Annotated in this window: 16 protein-coding genes; 8 read left to right on the forward strand and 8 right to left on the reverse strand. The window is 58.6% G+C overall.

What is annotated here, in order from left to right:
- Position 1: 1 nt before the first annotated feature.
- Positions 2-217, reverse strand: a complete 216-nt coding sequence (gene rpsU, locus KT71_RS03475; protein ID WP_008292850.1) for a 30S ribosomal protein S21 — start codon at positions 215-217, stop codon at positions 2-4.
- Positions 218-448: 231 nt separating this feature from the next.
- Here rpsU and tsaD point away from each other — a divergent pair, with 231 nt between their 5' ends.
- Genes tsaD through folK form a run of 3 tightly spaced genes read left to right on the forward strand, consistent with a single transcriptional unit; the run spans position 449 to position 2,348 of the window.
- On the forward strand, positions 449-1,504 hold the full coding sequence (tsaD, locus tag KT71_RS03480; RefSeq protein ID WP_008292848.1) for a tRNA (adenosine(37)-N6)-threonylcarbamoyltransferase complex transferase subunit TsaD: 1,056 nt from the start codon (positions 449-451) through the stop codon (positions 1,502-1,504).
- On the forward strand, positions 1,501-1,863 hold the full coding sequence (gene folB / locus KT71_RS03485; RefSeq protein ID WP_008292847.1) for a dihydroneopterin aldolase: 363 nt from the start codon (positions 1,501-1,503) through the stop codon (positions 1,861-1,863). The genes tsaD and folB overlap by 4 nt, the downstream gene beginning before the upstream one ends.
- Complete coding sequence (gene folK, locus KT71_RS03490) at positions 1,860-2,348, forward strand: 2-amino-4-hydroxy-6-hydroxymethyldihydropteridine diphosphokinase (protein WP_008292845.1); 489 nt, start codon at positions 1,860-1,862, stop codon at positions 2,346-2,348. Before folB ends, folK begins: the two co-directional genes overlap by 4 nt.
- Here folK and KT71_RS03495 read toward each other — a convergent pair.
- On the reverse strand, positions 2,315-3,646 hold the full coding sequence (locus KT71_RS03495; RefSeq protein ID WP_008292844.1) for a multifunctional CCA addition/repair protein: 1,332 nt from the start codon (positions 3,644-3,646) through the stop codon (positions 2,315-2,317). The two genes, folK and KT71_RS03495, sit on opposite strands and share 34 nt — an antisense overlap.
- A 222-nt stretch (positions 3,647-3,868) precedes the next feature.
- Here KT71_RS03495 and KT71_RS03500 point away from each other — a divergent pair, with 222 nt between their 5' ends.
- Positions 3,869-4,180 (forward strand): hypothetical protein, encoded by a 312-nt coding sequence (locus KT71_RS03500; protein ID WP_023659906.1) that lies wholly within the window; start codon positions 3,869-3,871, stop codon positions 4,178-4,180.
- 79 nt (positions 4,181-4,259) lie between these two features.
- On the opposite strand, the gene KT71_RS03505 is transcribed toward KT71_RS03500, so the two are convergent.
- The 3 genes from KT71_RS03505 to rsmA all read right to left on the reverse strand — a co-directional run bounded on the left by KT71_RS03505 (position 4,260) and on the right by rsmA (position 6,470).
- Positions 4,260-5,099 carry a symmetrical bis(5'-nucleosyl)-tetraphosphatase gene (locus KT71_RS03505; protein ID WP_008292842.1) on the reverse strand — a complete coding sequence of 280 codons (840 nt, stop codon included), beginning with the start codon at positions 5,097-5,099 and terminating at the stop codon, positions 4,260-4,262.
- Between the two features lie 15 nt (positions 5,100-5,114).
- Entirely contained in the window at positions 5,115-5,534 is a 420-nt protein-coding gene (gene apaG, locus KT71_RS03510; protein WP_008292841.1) for a Co2+/Mg2+ efflux protein ApaG, read from the reverse strand.
- A 129-nt stretch (positions 5,535-5,663) separates the two neighbouring features.
- Positions 5,664-6,470 carry a 16S rRNA (adenine(1518)-N(6)/adenine(1519)-N(6))-dimethyltransferase RsmA gene (gene rsmA, locus KT71_RS03515; RefSeq protein WP_008292840.1) on the reverse strand — a complete coding sequence of 269 codons (807 nt, stop codon included), beginning with the start codon at positions 6,468-6,470 and terminating at the stop codon, positions 5,664-5,666.
- A 76-nt stretch (positions 6,471-6,546) separates the two neighbouring features.
- On the opposite strand from rsmA, the gene KT71_RS03520 reads away from it, so the two are divergent.
- Both KT71_RS03520 and KT71_RS03525 read left to right on the forward strand, forming a co-directional pair.
- On the forward strand, positions 6,547-7,323 hold the full coding sequence (locus KT71_RS03520) for an ABC transporter permease (protein WP_008292839.1): 777 nt from the start codon (positions 6,547-6,549) through the stop codon (positions 7,321-7,323).
- Positions 7,320-8,063 carry an ABC transporter ATP-binding protein gene (locus KT71_RS03525; RefSeq protein WP_008292838.1) on the forward strand — a complete coding sequence of 248 codons (744 nt, stop codon included), beginning with the start codon at positions 7,320-7,322 and terminating at the stop codon, positions 8,061-8,063. The genes KT71_RS03520 and KT71_RS03525 overlap by 4 nt, the downstream gene beginning before the upstream one ends.
- Positions 8,064-8,084: 21 nt before the next feature.
- Here KT71_RS03525 and pdxA read toward each other — a convergent pair whose 3' ends face one another.
- The 3 genes from pdxA to KT71_RS03540 are packed head-to-tail and all read right to left on the reverse strand — an operon-like array spanning position 8,085 to position 12,865.
- Entirely contained in the window at positions 8,085-9,089 is a 1,005-nt protein-coding gene (gene pdxA / locus KT71_RS03530) for a 4-hydroxythreonine-4-phosphate dehydrogenase PdxA (RefSeq protein ID WP_008292837.1), read from the reverse strand.
- The gene (locus KT71_RS03535) at positions 9,073-10,395 is read right to left on the reverse strand and encodes a peptidylprolyl isomerase (RefSeq protein ID WP_023659908.1); all 1,323 of its coding nucleotides are present in this window, start codon (positions 10,393-10,395) and stop codon (positions 9,073-9,075) included. The genes pdxA and KT71_RS03535 overlap by 17 nt, the downstream gene beginning before the upstream one ends.
- Complete coding sequence (locus KT71_RS03540) at positions 10,379-12,865, reverse strand: LPS-assembly protein LptD (protein WP_238549454.1); 2,487 nt, start codon at positions 12,863-12,865, stop codon at positions 10,379-10,381. Before KT71_RS03540 ends, KT71_RS03535 begins: the two co-directional genes overlap by 17 nt.
- 161 nt (positions 12,866-13,026) lie before the next feature.
- Here KT71_RS03540 and KT71_RS03545 point away from each other — a divergent pair, with 161 nt between their 5' ends.
- Together KT71_RS03545 and murU are read left to right on the forward strand one after the other, a co-directional pair.
- Entirely contained in the window at positions 13,027-14,049 is a 1,023-nt protein-coding gene (locus tag KT71_RS03545; RefSeq protein WP_008292834.1) for an aminoglycoside phosphotransferase family protein, read from the forward strand.
- Positions 14,036-14,779 carry an N-acetylmuramate alpha-1-phosphate uridylyltransferase MurU gene (murU, locus tag KT71_RS03550; RefSeq protein WP_193786133.1) on the forward strand — a complete coding sequence of 248 codons (744 nt, stop codon included), beginning with the start codon at positions 14,036-14,038 and terminating at the stop codon, positions 14,777-14,779. The genes KT71_RS03545 and murU overlap by 14 nt, the downstream gene beginning before the upstream one ends.
- Positions 14,780-14,813: the final 34 nt, after the last annotated feature.

Raw genomic sequence — 14,813 nt, forward strand, 5'->3', positions numbered from 1 at the left:
ACTAGTAGAGGCGAACGCGCTTACGGTTCTCGCGGGAAATCTTCTTGAGGTGACGCTTTACCGCAGCCGCAGCCGCGCGCTTACGTACCGTAGTCGGCTTCTCGTAGTGCTCACGACGACGTACTTCAGAAAGAACACCGGCTTTCTCGCATGAACGCTTGAAACGACGCAAAGCGACGTCGAAAGGCTCGTTCTCTTTTACCTTGATGTGGGGCATCTAAATCCTGTCCTGTCTTGATTTGCCGGGAACGAGAAAACACCGCCCACCAGCGCGAGGGCGCGCATTCTATACGCAGCCTGAGGGATTTGCAAAGGTGAGTTTTGCCGTTTTTTTACCCGGGCAGGGCGCCGAACTTCGGCACAACGCTGTCGCGGACAGCCGGGATTCATTAGACTTGCGCCTTTCGCGCCTGGACCTCGTGGTTTTGGCGCAGAACCGGATCAAAAAATGAACGTTCTTGGTATCGAAACATCCTGCGACGAGACGGGCGTCGCGCTCTATAACACCGAGCGCGGCCTCCTGGCGCACGCCCTGTACAGTCAGATCGCGGTGCATCGTGAATACGGCGGCGTGGTGCCCGAATTGGCGTCCCGGGATCACGTGCGCAAGACCCTGCCCCTGGTCCGGGAGGTGGTCGAAGCCGCTGGACTGTCCCATGGTGACGTGGATGCCGTGGCCTACACAGCGGGTCCGGGTCTCATCGGCGCATTAATGGTGGGTGCAACGACGGCAAGGTCCCTGGCACTGGGTTGGGGGGTGCCTGCCCTGGGTGTCCATCATATGGAGGGTCATCTCCTGGCACCGATGCTGGAAGAGAGTCGTCCTTCCTTTCCCTTTGTGGCGCTCCTGGTGTCCGGAGGACATACGCAACTGGTACGCGTGGATGGCATCGGGCAGTACAAGCTGCTGGGAGAATCCCTGGACGATGCCGCAGGAGAGGCTTTTGACAAGGCCGCCAAAATGCTCGGATTGCCCTATCCCGGAGGGCCGCACATCGCCCGCATTGCCCAGGAGGGGAATCCTGATCGATTTACCTTCCCCCGGCCCATGATCAAGCATCCGGGTCTGGACTTCTCCTTTAGCGGCCTGAAAACACACACCCTCACGACGGTGCGCTCCCTGGAGAAGCAGTCCCCCCTGACGGAGCAGGATAAAGCGGATGTCGCCCGCGCTTTTGAAGAGGCCGTGGTATCCACCCTGGTGATCAAGTGCCGTCGGGCCCTGGAGCAGGAAAGCCTGAATCGTCTGGTCATGGCTGGAGGTGTCAGTGCCAACCGGAATCTTCGTGAGCAACTGGCCACCACGCTGGGTAAAAAAGGGGCCGAGGTGTTCTATCCCGCACCGCAATTCTGCACGGATAATGGCGCGATGATCGCCTATGCGGGGGCTCAGCGTTTAGCTGCGGGGCAGGTCGATGGTGATGATGTTCAGGTAAGGCCGCGCTGGCCTATGACCGAGTTACCGCCCATCCCTGCCAATTCGCCCGGGGAGAGCGCCCTGTGAGTGACATCGTTTTTATACGTGCGCTGCAGTTGCCGACCATCATCGGCGTCTATGGCTGGGAGCGGGAGGTGCGCCAGGAGTTGTTACTGGACCTGGAGATGGCCTGGGATATCGCCCCCGCGGGCGCAAGTGATGATGTGGCCGACGCCCTGGATTACTCCGCCGTGGCGACCCGCCTGCGTGCCTTTGCGGCGGCGTCCAGTTTTGAGCTCGTCGAGAAAATGGCCACGGAACTGGCTGGTCTGGTCATGAGTGAGTTCTCCGTGCCCTGGGTGCGTCTGCGCCTGTGCAAGCCCGGCGCCGTGACGGAAGCACGGGATGTGGGGGTGCTCATCGAGCGGGGGGAGCGTCCCGCGTGACTCGTCTGTTTCTGGGTCTGGGGAGCAATATTGAACCTCAGCGCTATCTGCCTCTGGGTCTCGCCGAATTAGAGGCTTTGCTGGGCCCGCTGCGGGTGTCCCCGGTGTACGAGGGGGCGGCTATCGGCTTTCAGGGTGAGCCATTCTGGAATCTGGTGGTAGAGGCAAACACCACCCTCGACGTAGGCGATTTGCAGAAGGCCCTGCGCACCATTGAATACGCCCATGGCCGTCCAGAAAATGCCTCCCGCTGCAGCCCCCGAAGTCTGGATATCGATATCCTGCTCTATGGTGATCTTTGCGGGGTGATCGACGGTGTGGAGCTGCCCCGGGGAGAGATCCTCGATAACGCCTTTGTGCTCAGGCCTTTGGCCGAACTTGCGCCGGAGGATGTGCATCCCGTCGCTGGCTTAAGTTATCGCGAGCTTTGGGCGGCTTACGATGCCTCGTCTCAGCCACTCAGGGCGGTGTCCCTGGACCTGTAGCTCTCTCTAAGCTGGTCTAGCCGTCTGATTCGTTCTTTTTTCAGCGCATCGCCAATGGCTTTGCCTTCCAGAGATTGGGTTTCGGGGCTGGACGCTTTGAGTTCTGCAACGGTGACGGCGTTTGCGATATCCCGCGCCTGCCTGAGATAGTCCGCCTGGGGGTAGTCTCTGTTTTCCATGCCCTTTCGACCCCGGGAGTCGGCTTCACAGGTCAGGAGGTAGTTGTTAAAGCGCTCGGGCTGGCGAAGTGCACCGGTAGCCTCCAGCAGCTTGAGCAAAGTATCGCCGCGAAGCTCCCGGGCCCGATGCATGTGCAGGTGATATTCACAGACCGTGAGCGCCAGTTGCCGGTGGGCGTTGGGCACCTTGAAACGTTTGCAAACATCCTCAACCAGCGGCAGCCCCGCTTGCTCGTGGCCTCGATGGCCGGGGAGTACGTCCGTGGGGGTGATGCCTTTTCCGAGATCATGGGTGAGTGCGGCGAACACCACCTGGCTGTTGCCGGATTCCGGTCCCTCGGTGTGGTGTGCTGAGTTAATCTCAACATGCTCACGCCGGGTTTTTTTTCGAGAGAGCAGCGCAGCCTGTTTCAGGACCATCAGCACATGAATGCCGGTGTCGACCTCGGGATGGTAAGTCGCTTTCTGCGGTATGCCGAAGAGCGCATCCACTTCCGGTAACAGGGCTTTCAGGGCACCACAGTCTCGTAGCACCTCTATGAATACCTGGGGATCCTGTTCACGCAGAGCACGCTCCGTCTCTACCCAGATGCGCTCCGCAGGGAGGTACTGAAGCTCGCCCTGGGCAACGATCTCACTCATGAGCTCCAGGGTTTCTTTGGCAACGGTAAAACCCAAATGCGCATAGCGGGCTGCAAAACGGGCGACGCGCAGTACGCGTAAAGGATCTTCAATAAATGCATCCGATACATGGCGCAGGATGCGGTTTGTTAGGTCAGCGGAGCCCCCGTAGGGGTCGATGAGAGAACCGTCACCATCGCGAGCGATGGCATTGATGGTGAGGTCTCGGCGTTGCAGGTCCTCTTCCAGAGTTACCGTCGCGTCGTAATGGGTTTCGAAGCCCGTGTAGCCGTGGCCTTTTTTCCGCTCCGTGCGGGCGAGGGCATGTTCCTCTTTGGTCTGTGGGTGCAGGAACACCGGAAAATCCTTACCAACCTGAGTAAAACCCAGCTTGAGTAATTCGTCGGGCATCGCGCCCACGACAACCCAATCCCGCTCTTTGACGGGATAATCGAGAAGCTCATCGCGGACGGCACCGCCGACCAGGTAGGTTTTCATGGAGGGATTTTAGCAGGGGCAGGCTTGGGGGGAGGCTAGTAATGTGCCTGAATGCGGTTAAATACTGCTGTTTATGAAAACGTGGATGGCTTACTCAGCTTACTTGGCTTAGGTCGTCAACGAGACATCTGGGTGCTCGCAATAGATTAAAAACGAGCGGTATTGATCTGGAGCTATCGCCGCGCGCAGGAGAAACTGGCCATACTGAACCGGAGTTCTATAATGGCCTTAATAGCTTTCGACACACTCGGCTGTGTCCAACGCCTCACAGAGGCGGGCATGGACGAAAAGATCGCCACCGCGCAGGCACAGGTAATGGCAGAGACCTTTATTCACAATGCAGAGCAGCTGGTAACGCGGGATTATCTCGATGAGCGGTTGCGCTTTGAATTTGCATCGCAGGATCTGAGGTTGGAGCCGCGATTTGCCCGATTGGAGCAAACTCAACGGGTACACTCGGTACTCCTGGCAATTATTACCGCCAGCACCGTGATTCCGTTCTTGCAGTCGATTTTTGCGGCCTTGAGTCCGTAGGGGTTTTGCAACCAGGCTATTTCCGCTGAGCGAATCAGGCAAAGCCTTCTGATCCGTCGCAGATCGGGAGAGCGTCGGTTCAGCTTGGCGCTGCACTCGCGTTGCAGGGTTCCGATACCCTTTCGCCCGTCTCAAGGCAATAAAACGTCAGAGAATTCCCCCAGACACACCCCGTGTCCAGGCCAATGGCGTTCGGCGTGCTGGTCTGGCCCTGCAGCGAAGCCCAGTGGCCGAACAGGATCCTGTCGTAGGTCGTCTTCCTGTGGGGATAGTTAAACCAGGCGTCGAGTGCCTCATTGTTGGCGGCAGGCCCGCCGGGGTTCGCCAAAGGCCCCTTGCTCTCAAGATCCAGTCGCCCGTCTTCAAAGCAGTAACGCATGCGGGTGAGGTAGTTGGTAATCACCCGCAGTCGGTCCATGCCTTGCAGGTCGTCGGACCAAATAGCCGGCTCGTTTCCATACATGGCCGAGAAAAACTCCGTGCAATTCGGGCTTTGAAGAACGCTTTCTACCTCCCGCGCTCGCGCAGCGGCGTCTTTCACGCTCCACTGGGGCGGGATACCTGCATGAACCAGGGTAAACCCGTGCTCTTGATACAGCAGCGGCTGTTGGTGCAACCAGCCGATGAGCACGTCGCGATCCTCGGCCAAAAGAATGGGCTCCAGCGTGTCCAGCCGGCCGAGTTTTTTGGCGCCCGCGGCGATAGCCATCAGATGCAGGTCGTGATTACCCAGCACAACACGTATGTTGTCTCGATGCTTGTAGAAAAAGCGTAGAGTTTTCAGGCACTTCGGGCCGCGGTTCACGAGGTCGCCGGTGCACCAGAGCATGTCTCTATCCCAGCTGAATCCAACCTTTTTGAGGAGGCGCTTCAGGGGCTTTTTACAGCCTTGAATGTCTCCAACTACCCAGGTGGCCATCCGCTATGCGCCAGTTCAGTTTAGGGAGGTGGGCGTGTGAAGGGTAAAAGCGGGAATCTGTACCTCAAAGGCGAGCTGGTCTTTCAGGTCCAGAGGTCGATCGTCGTCATGGAGGATCATTGTGTACTCGCCATTCATGTAGCCCACGGGCGTCGGTAGTGTGGCACCGCTGGTGTAACGAAAGTAGCGCCCGGGCCGGATGATGGGTTGCTCACCGACCACACCCTCGCCACGCACCTCCTGCACATCGCCGTCGGCGTCGGTGATCTGCCAGAACCGGGACAGCAGCTGCACCGATACGTCCCCCGCATTACTGATCGTAACGGTGTAGGCGAAGGTGTACTGATTGTCCTCGGGGCGGGAATGGGTGGGCAGATACGTGGTTTGCGTCGCGATGCCAATGAGGGCCGGATTCAGGGTCTTGATCTGACTCATATCTGACTCATAAAAGAAGGCCCAATAGTGGCTTGGAGAAAACCGCTTCGCACGATGGTGACGTTATAAGCGCTGTTTCTGTGAGGCGCAAGTGCCCTCGGCGCTAACTGCCGCGTTGGCAGCGTTTGTCTATGGTTGGCTATTCTCCAGCTGCTCTGCCAGCGCGACAAACCGGGCAAGGGCAAGGGTCTCTGCGCGACACCCGGGGTCGATGCCGGTTGCCTCAATCGCCTCGTCCGTGAGAAGCCCTTTTAGGTTGTTACGCAGTGTTTTCCGGCGCTGCGCGAAGGCGGCTTTAACCACTTTCTCCAAAATTTTTGAGTCGCAGTCCGGGTACAGCGGGCTCTGATGAGGCGTCAGCCGGATGATCGCCGATTGGACTTTAGGTGGTGGATCGAAGGCTTCCGGGGGCACTTCGAAGAGGAGCTCCGTACGGCAAAGATACTGCGCCATGATGCCCAGACGGCCCCAATGTTTATTCCCGGGTGTGGCGGTCAGGCGTTGCACGACTTCCAGCTGGAGCATGAAATGCATGTCTTTGATGATGGGGGCCTGCTCCAGCAGCCTAAAGATCAGGGGCGTCGAGATGTTGTAGGGGAGATTGCCGACAACGCGGAGCTGTTCTTCGCCCCTAACTACGCTGGAAAAGTCGAATTTGAGCGCGTCGGCGCTGTGCAGGGTGAAGTTGGGGTGAATACTGAACGCCGCGAGCAGCGGCGTTACCAGATCCCGATCCAGCTCAATGGCATCCAGTTGGCAGCCGCTTTGGAGCAGGGCGTCGGTGAGGGCGCCCAGGCCAGGGCCAATTTCTACCAGGTGCTGGGAAGCTGCCGGCGCAATGGCACGTTCGAGGCGGTCGATGACTCCCGGGTCGCGCAGGAAGTTTTGTCCGAAGCGCTTGCGGGGTTGGTGTGATGGGGGTCTTGGCTTGCTCATTACAACATTCTACCGCGGTGTCCGTTCAAGAGTGCGCGCTGCTAGAATGCCCGCTTATTTACTACGCATTGTAACTATGACGACGCAACGGTTCTGGGTGTTGGTCGATGAAATGGCGCGCATGTCGCTCAAGGCGGATGCGTCGCGATTTTATTTCGGCTACTTTTGGTGGATTCTTGAACCACTGCTCTATGTGGCGGTTTTTTACGTTGTCTTTGATGTTTTGCTGGGAACCCGCCAGGAGAACTTTCTGGTTTTTTTGATGGTTGGGAAACTCACTTTTGTCTGGTTTTCCAAGTCTGTGGTTCACGCATCCCGGACTATCGTCAGCAGCAAAGGGCTTATCGGCAACATTGATCTTCCCAAAACGCTGTTTCCTCTGGTCGCCATCCAGGAGGGCCTTTATCGCCAGGCGGCTGTGTTTGCCCTGCTGTTTGTTTTCCTGTTGCTTAGTGGTTACTCGGTTACCGCGAATTGGCTGTGGCTGGCCCCCGTGCTCCTAGTGAACTATTTGATGATCGTGGTCGCATCGTTGGTGGGCGCATTTCTGGTCTGCATCGTCTTTGACTTTACGGTAATCATCGCTCTGTCGATGATATTCCTGTTGTTTACTTCTGGCATTTTCTGGGACGTGAGAGCATTACCTGATCCTCGCATGGCGGAATGGGTACTGCTGGTCAATCCCCTGGCGTTTATCGTTGATGCGTACCGTCAGGTGTTGATGGCGGGCGTTCGGCCCGATCTCTGGCATTTGGCGGGCGTGGCGTTTGTGGCTCTGGGCTGCATAGGAGGTTTAAGGTCGTTGTACCGTAGCTCCAGTCAATATCTGGCCCTGAAGGCGATTACTTCGTGAGCAAACTTGAGTCAGGGCGGGTCGATCTCGTGGCTCCTGACGGTGGCGAGCAGCCTGATGACGTCATGCTGGAGATGGTGGATGTCTCCCACTCCTACCATGCGCGTCGGTCCAACTTTGAGAAGGGGCTGCACCGGGTGCTCGACGGCGTATCCCTCAAACTCCACCGCGGTCAGACGCTGGGTATTCTGGGTCGAAACGGTGCCGGTAAAACCACAATGCTGCGACTCATGGCAGGAATCCTGGCGCCGAGTCGCGGGAAAATTCTTCGGCAGCCGGAAGCGCGCTACAGCCTCCTCACCCTGGGTCTGGGATTTCAGCCACAGTTGACGGGGCGGGACAACGCAAGGCTCTCTGCGCTTCTGCAAGGTTCGACGGCCGGTGAGGCTGACGCCTGCCTAGAGTCTATTCGCGAGTTTTCTGAGCTTGGGGTGTCTTTTGATGAGCCCGTAAACACTTACTCCGCGGGTATGCGGGCGCGTCTTGGATTCAGTACGGCACTGCAGACGCGCGTGGAAGTATTGCTCATTGATGAAGTCCTCAGCGTCGGGGACCGTAGTTTTCGTGAAAAGGCGACGGAGGCTATGCGTGAGCGCGTTATCGGGGATCAGACAGTGGTGATTGTGTCTCACGCCGAGAGTCAGATCGAAGAGATGTGCGACGTAGCCGCGTGGATCGATAACGGAAAATTGCGGGGGTATGGTCGGGTTGGAGAGGTTTTGGAGGCTTATCGAAGTTAGTTGTCTTGCCTCGAGCGTCGCTTACTCTGCTTTCGCAAAGGTTTTTATCAGTTCCATCGCCGACTCCACAGCCGCAAAAAAACTACCGGGATCAGCCTTCCCCGTGCCCGCCAGATCAAAAGCCGTCCCATGATCCACACTGGTCCTGATAATAGGCAGTCCCAAGGTGATATTTACCGCGGCACCAAAGCTCGCGAATTTGAGAACCGGCAGGCCCTGATCGTGGTACATCGCCAGATAGGCGTCGGTTTGCGGGCTTAAACGGGGGTTGAAGGCCGTATCGGCAGGCCAGGGTCCTGACACCTGTATACCCTCGCTCTTCGCCTGCTTCAAAGCCGGGATGATCACCTCGATGTCTTCCATACCGAGGTGACCACCTTCTCCTGCGTGAGGATTCAGGCCCAGAACACTGATCTGCGGATCCACAATACCGAATTTGGACTTCAGGTCAGCATCCATCACGCGCAGCACATTCAGCAGCAAGGGCGGATTAATGGACTCGGGCACCTGGGATAGGGGAATGTGGGTAGTCGCCAGCGCCACGCGGAGCTCCTTCGCTGCAAGGAGCATTACCACCTGGTCTGAAGCTGTCAGTTCAGCGAGGTATTCTGTATGGCCCGAGAAAGGCACGCCGCTGTCTGCGATAACGGCTTTATTAACGGGGGCAGTGACCATGGCGTCGAATTCACCGCTCATGCAGCCCTGGGTTGCGCGTTTCAGTGCCGCCAGCACGCTCCCGGCGTTCGCCGAGTCTGCCAACGCTGGCTGCGCGGGTACTGCCAATGGCTCGTGAATGATAGAGAGCGAATGCCCGCGGCTGGTCTGTATCGCCGCTGCATCGTAGGGTCGGAGATTAACCGTAAGCCCCAGCAGCTCGGCACGTGCCGCCAGCATGTCTTGATCCGCGATCACCACCAGCTCCGCGGGCCAGTCCCGCTGGGCTGCAGCCAGAACAATGTCCGGCCCGATCCCGGCGGGCTCTCCCGCCGAGATGGCCAGTCTCGGGATCTTATTTGATGTCGACAAAGGCCTCGTCACGAATTTTGCGCAGCCAGGCGTCCAGCTCTTCCTGATACTTGCGGCCGTGGAGGAATTCCCGGACCTGCGCTTTACGCATGTCCTCGGTGATGTCCTTCTCCCGGCGCTCAAGCACCTCGAGAATGTGCCAGCCAAACTGGCTACGGACCGGGGGAGATACAACGCCTACCTCGGTACTGGCCATCATGTTTTCGAACTCCGGCACCATCTGGCCGGGACTGGTCCAGCCAAGATCGCCGCCCTCGGCCGCGGAGCCGATGTCCTCGGAGTATTCCCGGGCCAGATCACCAAAATCTTCCCCGGCCTCGACGCGCTCCCGGAGTTCCGCTGCGAGATCCCGCGCCTGGTCATCGGTGAGAATCTCTGACGGCTCGATCAAGATATGCCGGACCTTTGTCTGATTGATGGTCATGTCGCCACCGCCGCGTTGGTCCGCCATGGTGACAATATGCAGTCCGCTGGGGCTTTGGAATACATCGGCGGTCTCGCCGCGGCTAAGAGTCGGCGCTACCTCCTGAAACAGGCTGGGCAAGTCTGCGAGCTTCCGCCAGCCAAGGTCACCGCCGGTAAAGGCGTACTCCTGGGGCACGGATGTCATGACGGCTTCAAAGGACTCGCCGTCGCGTATGCGCTCCACGAGGCCTTCCGAGAAGGTTCGGTTTTTTTCGATCTCTGCGTCGCTCGTGTCCGATGAGATGGGAAGCAGGGCGTGGATGATGCGGTATTCGGGCTGAACCAGTTTTTGGCCCTCTTCCGTGGAGAGGTAATTTTCTATCTCCTGGTCACTGATTTCGATGAGCTGATTGACGTTGCCCTGCTGCACGCGCTGGATAATCATCTCGCGCTCAATATTCTCCCGTATCTCCATGTAGGAGCGGCCTTCCTGCTCCAGAAGCACTGCAAACTGCTCCTGGGTCAGGCCATTCTGGGCGGCAATACGGCCCATGGCCTGATTAAGCTGCGCGTCGGAGATGCGCACGCCAAAGCGCTGCCCCATCTGTATTTGGATGTTTTCGAGGATGAGCCGGTCCAGAGTCTCCCGAATCAGGACATCTTCCGGGGGTGCCTCGGCCCCCTGTGCCGCAATATTCTGATTCACCGCGGCCATGCGCTCTCGCAGCTCACTCGCCATGACCACATCATCGTCCACCACGGCGACGACCTGATCGAGCATCTCAGTGGCCGCCTGGGCAACTGAGGTCGGCCCCGTCGCCAGAAGTAGGGCCAGAAGTAGGGCCAGAAGAGGGGATAGCCAAAGGTTTCCCTGTAAAAATGTTCTATCGTCGGTATGCAAGTCGGTTAAATCCTTGAATCATGTCGCCCATCAGTTGTTCCACCCCATCACCGAATCCTCCCAGACCTTTGAGCACGACCTGAATCTGGGTCACGTGCTCGCGATCCAGATTGGGCGAATCAAAGTCGGGGATCGCTTCGCGAGCGGTGTCGAAATAGCGCAGATGGAGCAGGCGAACTTGCCAGCAGCAGCTATCGTATTCGATCCCGACCATATCTTCCACGCTTCGATTGGCTTCCAGGCTGTAGTTCCAGGCCAGAAAGGCACGCCAATTGTTGTTGATGGGATAGTAGGTAGATAGATTGACCTGATCCGTAGTGGGTTGGTTCCTCACCAGAGAAATCGGTCTCCGAAAGGTATAGCCGACATTGAACACCGTATCGTCGTCCCGCGTGTAGCTGGCCAGCAGGTTCCCGGCGTTCATTTTTCGCGTGGACGGGTCATATTGAAGATTACTGCGCATGGACAGGCGGTCGTTGGGGTAAAAGTTGAACTCGCCGGCGAGCTCTGAGCTCGAACGATCCAACTCCGGGGCAAAGGCGTTGAGACGGACCCTTCGATTCGTGAAGTAGACAATCTGGCCGATGCTGGCGTTGAAGAGCTCATCGCCTGTGCTTTCATCCAAAAACCGCGTGGTGATACCAATGGCAGCCTGGTTTGCGTCATCGAGGCGGTCTCGTCCAGAGAAGCGCGTGTCTCTAAACAGCTGGTTGTAGTTAAAAGTCAGTTCCGCGCTGTCAAAATCCGGCTGGTCCGTTTGCTCGTCATACTGGCTGTAGAGATAAAACAACCTTGGCTCCAGGGTCTGCACGACGTTTTTCCCCGCCAGCTGGGTGTTTCGTTCAAAGAACAGGCCTCCGTCGATGCTGGCAAGCCCCGAGCGGGCGCCGGGGTTTTCGTCGAGGCTGCCAATCTGGCGATTCAGGGAGTATTCAAGCACACGGTATTTGGCGGTGGATCGTAAAAAGCCGTACTGCCAGCTCATGGGGTAGGTCACCCCGGCCTCGCCGTAAAGTCGCTGTCCCGTCGCGATGAGGTCCGTATCCGTGTCGAAGTTTGAATACTGCACCATGCCAATGGGGTTGAGCGTGAAGGGTTCTCCATGACTGCGGTACTGGGCGGTGATTTGTGGCAGCTTTTTGTAGTCGTTGCGAATGTCTTCGGCCAGGGGCTGAAACTGCTGGGCCTGCAAGGTCACCAACCAGTCATCACCCAGGTACTTCACCTGGCCTAGCTGCAGGAGGTTCACATCGCGGCGGGAGTCGAGGCGTGAGGTTTCGAGATCGCGGATCAGGTCAACGTCAGAGACCTTGCTGTAATTGATCAGTGATCGCCAGCGACCGCCGTAGTTGCCCTGGTGCTTCACCACGGCGAGCCAGCGGTTAGCATCGGGCTCATCGGGAAAGTCATCGGCATACTGTTTATCGTTGCCGATATAGCTGCCTCCGACCTCCCAGTTGCCGTTAAAGGGATCCAGGTAACGGGCATTGAACTCGTGGTTCAGCCCCCGCTGACCGATGTAGCGGGGGGAATAGAGCAGGTCGTAATTGGGCGCAAGATTCAGGTAAGCCGGCACCGCGATATCAATGCCGCCGCGGCTGTCTGAGCCCACGGCGGGGAATAGCAGGCCACTGCGTCGGCGATCATCCAGAGGAAAGCTCAACCAGGGCGCGTAAAAAATAGGGTAGCCCCCTGCGCGCAGCGTTGCGTCTCTCGCCGTGCCCACACCCCGCTCGAGATCAAGCTCCAGCTCACCGGTCTGGAGCAGCCAGTCGTTGTCCCCCGGGGCACAGAAGGTCAGCTCCCCATCCTTGATACGCAGCAGTTCGTTGCTCTCGCGGGCGAGGAGCGCGGCGCTTCCGCGAAGATGTTGCTCATGGAGTACAAATTGACTGTTCTCCATCTGAGCTTCGCCCGTCTGGGAGTCAAACTCGCCGCGCTCACCCCGCAGTAAGACGCCGGGTTCCCTAAGCTCGATATTGCCTTCAAGGGTACCTGCCCGGGTCTCACGGTCGATGCTGGCTTCGTCGCTGGAGAACTCCCGATAGCCCTGGGTCACTTCCACACCGCCGGAAAGGCGCACGGTATTGCCCTCAAGTTCCGAGCTTCGTGCCCGGGCGTTAATCGGGGCGCTCTCGGGGTTTTTGCCGGCATTGGGTCCGCCCTGGGGGTCGATGTAGCGCCCCTCACAGAGCCTGCAGCTGACATCCCGAAGGGGTTCCGGCACGTCTTCAATCGGTACCCAGTCCAGGGTGGCACCCACCCGCGGTGCAATGGCTTCCTCTGTCAGCACGGCTGCGGCGTTGTCTGCGTCCGCTGGCGTCACCGCGCTGTCGTCCTGCGCGGCAGCCGCCGATGCCAGCAACAGCATCCCAAGCCATGGGATACCGAGGCTCCGCCCGCGAAAGGGAGCCCGTGTCCGTCGTGATGGCGAAAGAAAAGAGGCTGATTTGAGTGGAAATGCGAGCATCTGCTGCCGCTTTCATGCAATAGACGGCGCATAATAAAGCATCGGGGAATGTCGCGTTAGACGCTGCGGCCAAGATTGTTAAGCTATGCGCAAAAGAAACTACAGAATCCTGACAGTATGCGAATGTTTGTCCTCACCAGGGGCGCAGGCCCCGGAGCGTTTTGAGCGTCACTGAGCGAGCAGAACAGCTGGCGCAGTGGTTTGAGACCTGGAAAGGGGTACGGCCGACGCTTAAGCCCGTCGCCGGTGACGCGAGTTTCCGTCGGTACTTTCGTGTGGCAGAAGAGGGCAGGACCCTCATCCTCTGCGATGCGCCGCCGGAGACTGAGAAGAACCGCGAATTTGTGTCTCTTGCCGGCAGCCTTGCCGCTGCGGGGCTGCGGGTCCCGGCGGTGCTGCACGCGGATTTCGAGTTGGGGTTTCTGGTCCTCGAAGATCTGGGTGATCAGACGCTGCTGCCTTTGCTAACGACCCGGACGGTGGATGGCTATTACGAGGAAGCCCTGGGGATGCTGGAAGCCCTTGCAGTGGCCGATCCCGGCGACTTTTCCCTGGCGCCCTACGATCGCGCGCTGTTGTCCCGCGAGATGAATCTTTTCCCCGAATGGTTTGTCGAGGGTTTGCTGGGGTTGGACTATGACCAGAGCGCCCGGGGGTTGTTCACCGCCCTCCAAACACTGCTCTGCGACCGGGCTCTCGCCCAGAAGCAGGTGGTCGTTCACCGGGATTTTCACGCCCGCAACCTCATGCGCCTGGATGACGGTGCCCTTGCGACCATTGATTTTCAGGACGCCGTCCTGGGGCCGTTGACCTATGACCCCGTGTCCCTGCTCAAGGATTGCTATCTGCGCTGGCCCGATGATCAGGTGCGCGGCTGGGTGCTCGCCTATCGCGACCGCCTGGAGTCCCGGGGGCTTGGGGTGCAAAAGGCCGATGAATTTCTTAAGGATTTTGATTTTATGGGGCTGCAACGCCACATCAAGGTCCTGGGTATCTTTGCCCGGCTCTATCTCCGCGACGGCAAGCCTGCGTATTTAGGGGATTTACCCCGGGTGATGGCCTATGTGCAGGCGGCACTCGCCGGTTATCCCGATAGCGAAGAGGTCGCGGCATTTGCCGCCTGGTTTGATGACCAGGTGGTGCCCGCTGCCCGCGAGCAAAGCTGGTTTCATGAGTCGCCGTGACCATGGGAGTCCGCCATCCGTGAGGACGGCCATGCTCCTCGCGGCAGGGAAGGGCGAGCGTATGCGACCGCTGACGCTGGAGACGCCCAAACCCCTGATTACCGTGGCGGGGAAGCCGCTCATTGACTATCACATCGAAAAGCTTGTGGCCGCCGGCGTGGCTAAGCTCGTGATCAATGTTTCCTGGCTGGGACAGCAAATTGAAGATCACTGCGGGGATGGGCGTCGCTGGGGCTGCGCGATCTACTACAGCAGGGAAGACACACCCCTGGAAACCGCCGGGGGCATCATTCAGGCCCTGCCATTACTGGGTGAGCAGCCCTTTTTGCTGGTCAACGCCGACATCTGGACGGACTTTGCTTTTGAGGCCCTGTTAAAGCTCAGCATAGAAAAGTCCTCAGCCCAGTTGGTGCTCGTCGACAATCCCCAACACAACACGGCCGGCGATTTCACTCTGCAAGGCGACACAGTAGAGCGCGTGGCCCGGGGGGCGCCCGGCGATAGCCGCGAGGAAACCCTGACGTATGCCGGTATAGGTCTGTATGATCCGCTTTTTTTTCATGGCTGCACGCCCGGGAAGCGTCCGCTCTTACCGCTTCTGGAACGCGCGATCGCGGAAAATCGCCTCTTTGGCAAGCATTACCCGGGACACTGGACCGATGTGGGGACGCCCGAGCGGCGCTCAGCGCTTGAGCAGCACCTCGCCGAAGCGGCGAGCACTGACGCCTGACCCGATGAAGCCAAGACCCGATGACGAGTGATAC

The sequence above is a fragment of the Congregibacter litoralis KT71 genome (genome assembly GCF_000153125.2).
GTDB classification, from domain to species: domain Bacteria; phylum Pseudomonadota; class Gammaproteobacteria; order Pseudomonadales; family Halieaceae; genus Congregibacter; species Congregibacter litoralis.